Source organism: Rhodopirellula maiorica SM1 (assembly GCF_000346295.1).
Taxonomy (GTDB): Bacteria; Planctomycetota; Planctomycetia; order Pirellulales; family Pirellulaceae; genus Novipirellula; species Novipirellula maiorica.
Map to the genome: position 1 here is coordinate 1 of NZ_ANOG01000311.1, position 4,650 is coordinate 4,650.

The 4,650-nt window shown below is 55.5% G+C and carries 4 protein-coding genes and 1 pseudogene; 4 read left to right on the top strand and 1 reads right to left on the bottom strand.

Annotated elements, in window-relative coordinates:
* A pseudogene (locus RMSM_RS40845) lies at window positions 1-1,675 on the top strand (hypothetical protein); the annotation flags it as partial.
* 88 nt (window positions 1,676-1,763) lie between these two features.
* Here the strand turns inward: RMSM_RS40845 and RMSM_RS10060 are convergent.
* A complete protein-coding gene (locus RMSM_RS10060) occupies window positions 1,764-2,609 on the bottom strand; it encodes a hypothetical protein (RefSeq protein WP_008695040.1) in 846 nt (281 codons plus the stop codon).
* A gap of 42 nt (window positions 2,610-2,651) precedes the next feature.
* Here RMSM_RS10060 and RMSM_RS10065 point away from each other — a divergent pair, with 42 nt between their 5' ends.
* The 3 genes from RMSM_RS10065 (at window position 2,652) to RMSM_RS40850 (ending at window position 4,636) form a co-directional block, all read left to right on the top strand.
* Window positions 2,652-3,452 (top strand): hypothetical protein, encoded by an 801-nt coding sequence (locus RMSM_RS10065; RefSeq protein WP_008695042.1) that lies wholly within the window; start codon window positions 2,652-2,654, stop codon window positions 3,450-3,452.
* A gap of 94 nt (window positions 3,453-3,546) precedes the next feature.
* Window positions 3,547-4,389 (top strand): hypothetical protein, encoded by an 843-nt coding sequence (locus RMSM_RS10070; protein WP_236622077.1) that lies wholly within the window; start codon window positions 3,547-3,549, stop codon window positions 4,387-4,389.
* A gap of 91 nt (window positions 4,390-4,480) precedes the next feature.
* Window positions 4,481-4,636: a hypothetical protein gene (locus tag RMSM_RS40850; RefSeq protein WP_008695044.1), complete on the top strand. Its 156-nt coding sequence runs from the start codon at window positions 4,481-4,483 to the stop codon at window positions 4,634-4,636.
* Window positions 4,637-4,650 lie beyond the last annotated feature (14 nt).

Genomic DNA, 4,650 nt, shown 5'->3' on the forward strand with positions numbered 1-4,650 from the left:
GAGGAGTCAAGCGATCATCGGCCGCGATTTGTATCTGAATGACGGAGCCACAGTAGGAGTATTATTCAAAGTCAAGAACGCGTTTCTGTTCCGCACCTCGCTGCAAAACGACCGTGCGACGCGAGCGAGTTCGGACGACGCCATTGAACTTGGCGACACCACCATCGCTGGCAAAACCGTTTCACTGCTGCAAAGCGCCGACAACCGAGTGCGATCGTTTATGGTCGAAGACGGCGAGTACATCCTGGTCACCAACAGCGAAACGATGGCCAAGCGATTTCTCGAAGTCGGCGAAAGTGGCCAATCGCTGGCGGCGACCTCAGAATTCCGACTCGCTCGACGATTGATGCCGATTGAGCGAGACGATTCTCTGTTTGCCTACTTCTCGCCGCAAATGTTGCAAGGCTTGGTGTCTCCAGAATATCTGATTGAGCTTCGACGACGAATCGGCGCGAAATCAGATGTAACGCTAGTACAACTGGCGAAGTTGGCCGCGGCAGCCGAAGGGGCACCAACCGCGTCGATTGACCAATTGATCCAACGCGGCTATCTGCCGAATAACTTTAGCCAGCGTTCGGACGCCAGCGGGATTGTGGAACTCGGCGATAGCGTGATCGACACTCTCCGCGGTGCGAGAGGGACATTTTTGCCGATCGCCGACATCGAACTACAAAACGTCACAGCCGAAGAAGCGTTGTGGTATTCACGTATCGCGGCGAGCTACACGTCACGATTTCCGCACATGGACCCGATCATGGTCGGCGTCCAGCGGCAAACGGTTTTTGCCGGAGACAATCAAAACGCCACCGTCGAGCGGCTCGCTATCCATGCCGAAATCGCGCCTTGGTCGCCCGCACAATATGGCAAATACGCACAGCAATTGGGACCACCGACACGGGTCGCGATGCAATTTGCACCTGATGACATCGTCGCCGTTCAAGCCCATGTGGCATCGGAACAACTGGGGCCCCCAACGCATCTGTTTGCTGCAATCAAAGACTCTGTGCCACCCAACCCTGATGATTTCGACGGTTTGATTCAAACCTATCGCGCCCTGAAACAGTTACCAGGTTACATCGGCGCGTGGCCATTGCCGGGAGCAATTGACCGATTGCCGCTTGGCCTCGGTCGCGGAACTCCGGTCGGCCCCGGAATGACGCGGCTGATTGGCGGTATCTATCGCTACACCGGAGGCGGCTTCAGCGTGCTGTCGTTTTATCCGGATCTGTTGACGGCGAGCCTGCCCTTTTTGGCTTCGATCGAAGTCGAGGACACCGCCCAACTTCGCGGGCGAATCGGAAATCTGCGAGGCAGTCAGCTGGAATCCTGGGTCACGAACCAGTTATACCAACGATCGGCGACCAGCAGTTTGGCGGGCGCCGATTTCTTAGGCATGCTGTCGCGCCAATTGCGAGTCCCGCCGGCCGACGCGATCGCAGCCACGCAGGATATCTTTGCCACCGAACTGCAGTGCACGCTCGGCGGAGAATATCAATTCCTGCCTCAATCGGATCAATGGCAGAGCACGGCATGGCATGGAACGCGACCGCCGGTGACCTCGCCCCTGGACTACGCCCATCCGATCATGCAGTGGTTTCGTGGCGGCCAATTCACGTTGACGCAGTACGACGACCGTTTGGTGGTTGATGCGATCGTCGACGCGGCGCGAAAATAGGCGGCCGGCCGCGAGTGACCGGTTGCTTGAGTCGATGTTTGAAACAACCGGTTGAGCCGTGGGCCGTTACAGTGCGTCCGGCTATTGCCTAAAGCTCAGCCGATTCAGTGATCGCGACTTGTTGCGAGGCCAAGCGACCCGCGAAACTGGTGACGGCAAACGTCGACAGAAAACCGACAAATACCATCAAGTAATACAGCACGTACAGAAAAAAAAGATCGTTCCACTCGACAGGAAATTCGAACTCCGTTGCAAATATCGCCATCGCAAAACTGCCCAGTGCGACCACGATTCCCACTAAGATGACTCGCGCCAACCCGCCACGAGACGCGGCAAGCAGCATGGCTTGACTGAGCAGCGCGGTGGCGAAGGGGATGGTCAACCAAATCCCGATCAGCACCGGCCAATAGAGTTCGGCACGGATCGGAGGCAAGAGGTCGCGTGCGGAAGTCAACAGCAACGCAAATGCGGTCGTCGCCGCGATCAAGTCGCCAATCGAAAATTGGTGCGGCTTGCGCTGACTTGACTCACGCGTATCGTTCCATCGCGGGACAGCAATCCACGCAAACACAACATTTTGACTTAACACGATTCCCACCATATCCACCAAGGTCGATAGCCAAGGGTCATCGCTAAACGTGATCCAAAACAGAGTGACGCCGGTCAGCACCAAGGCGACTTGCAATCCATACCGCAACGCCGCTTGATTTACCGCCGACGTGATCCAACAACTTGCGGCGATGCCACCGAGCCATCCGCCGATGATAAAACAACGAAGGGCAAAATTCATCTCGTGGTTTTCGGTAATTCCATCTGCTGGATCCGCGGTCTGCCATGACGCGACAATCATTGCCAGTGCCCAGCCGCCCAGAATTACCAGCGCCCTTCGATTTAACAGCGGAATCAAGTAGGTTTGCTGTTTTCCGGCTTCCACTTGGCATTCCCACGGTTTGGTTTGAAAGAGCGAACTTGAAACATGGATGGTACCACTGAACCGATCATCGCGGTGCTTGGGCACCCGATTGCCGGAAATCCGTCCCAACTGGCGATCGAACGGGCCTTTGAAGCGATGAAGCTTGATTGGCGAGTGATGTCATTTGATGTCACGCCGGAAAACTTGCCCGTCGCCCTACATGGACTCGAAGTGCTCGGAGTCCGCGGCATTCTGCTGGGAAAAAATTTGGTCCGCGAAGCCGCGCAGTGGGCCGCCGGCCATCTGCCGGATCAACCGAGCCCCGCCGTGCTGGACTGCTTCTATCGTGACCCGATTGCCCGTTCGGGTCTACAAGGTACTGTTTCGGAAAGCTCAGGACTGCTTGGATTTGATGCCGAAGGTCAATGGATTTCGGCGCAGATCCACGCTCATTTTTCGGCCAAACCGGATGACTCGGCCGCCGCAGCCTACGTCATCGGCGAAATGGACCGCGATCTCGATTCGCTGTTTCCCGAACCGTTTCGCGAAGCTTTGAAACAGTCATTGGTTGATTCGGACGCCTCGTCGATCCCCGCCGCCGATGTGATCTTGGTTGGCGGAATCGACGCGGATGCAGTCGCTCTGGAAATCGAAGATCTCTCTACGATGCCCTCGTCGTCACTTGTCATTGACCTCAGCAACAGCGACGTGGTCGCCGACGCACTCGAAGATCTTGATACGACGATCATCAACATCGACCAGCGCCGAGTCGGTATGATTTGCCAATGTATCGAAAAATGGGTGGGAAAAATTGCGCCCGAAGAGATCGTGATTGATGCCATCGAAGAATATATGGCCGTCTAGTCAAATAGTCTGTCATCTCCCTTGTGCTCACGCATCCAGGCTCGTCATGGCGAGCGATACATCCTTTTCAGGGTCTTCCGCGAGACACATGCGAATGAACGAACAAACCGACTACGTTGAAAAAAAGCCACACGATTTACTGCGACTGCGTGATGATCGCATTGTGGAAACGGTCGCCATGCTTCAAGTGCGGATCGACGAGCGATTTCCCAATTGCGGACTCGGCAAATTGTGCGGCCAACTTCACCAAGTCTCGTTGCAAGCGGCATCACGGTCAGCCTGGATTGGACGTCCGATCTTGTGGATTCGCGCGGTCGGCTATCTGCTGGCGTTTAGTCTTCTTGCGGTCCTGATCTTCTACGGTGCTCTCGTCGTTCGTTTGGAACCGGACGAAGTCAGTCCGATGGACTTTATCCAAACCTTTGACGCTGGAATCAACGGTGGCGTGTTCGTGGGCATCGCGTTGTACTTTTTGATCAGTTTGGAAACGCGGATCAAACGCAAACGCGCGTTGGCGGCGGTTCACGAATTACGATCGATCGCCCACATCATCGACATGCATCAATTGACCAAAGACCCCGAGCGGATTTTGCGAAACTGGCAGGCGACCGATCACTCACCCAAATACAACATGACGCCGTTCTTGCTCAGCCGATACCTCGACTATTGCAGCGAAATGTTGTCGCTGGTTGGCAAGATAGCGGCGTTATACGTCGAGCGATTCGACGACGCTCATTCCGTCGCCGCCGTCACCGAGATCGAGCAACTGAGCACCAGTATGAGTCGCAAGATTTGGCAAAAGATCATGGCAACCCATGCAATACGTGAGTATCACGAAGATATGCTGGGGAAACGCGGCATAACTGGGGAAAACAAGCCATCGGACCAATCCGAAGATGGCGAAGATCAAGCGGCCACTATGCTCGATGGATCATAAATCGAGGTGGTGATCTGCTCTTGAACCAGGGGCGGCCGGGGGGTGGTGATCGCATCGTTGATTATGAGATTTCGCGTGGTACTTTCCACGCATGTCGCCCACGAAACAAATCGCCGCACCCGAAGACGCAAAGCCGCTCAGTGACGAGCAGGCAATGGCGATGGCCGAACTACTTTTGAGTTTGCCGCCGGATCCACCAATGCCGATCCGCGAAGAAGAAGCATCGACGCTGAGACTCGTCAAATAAACCCGCAACCACGA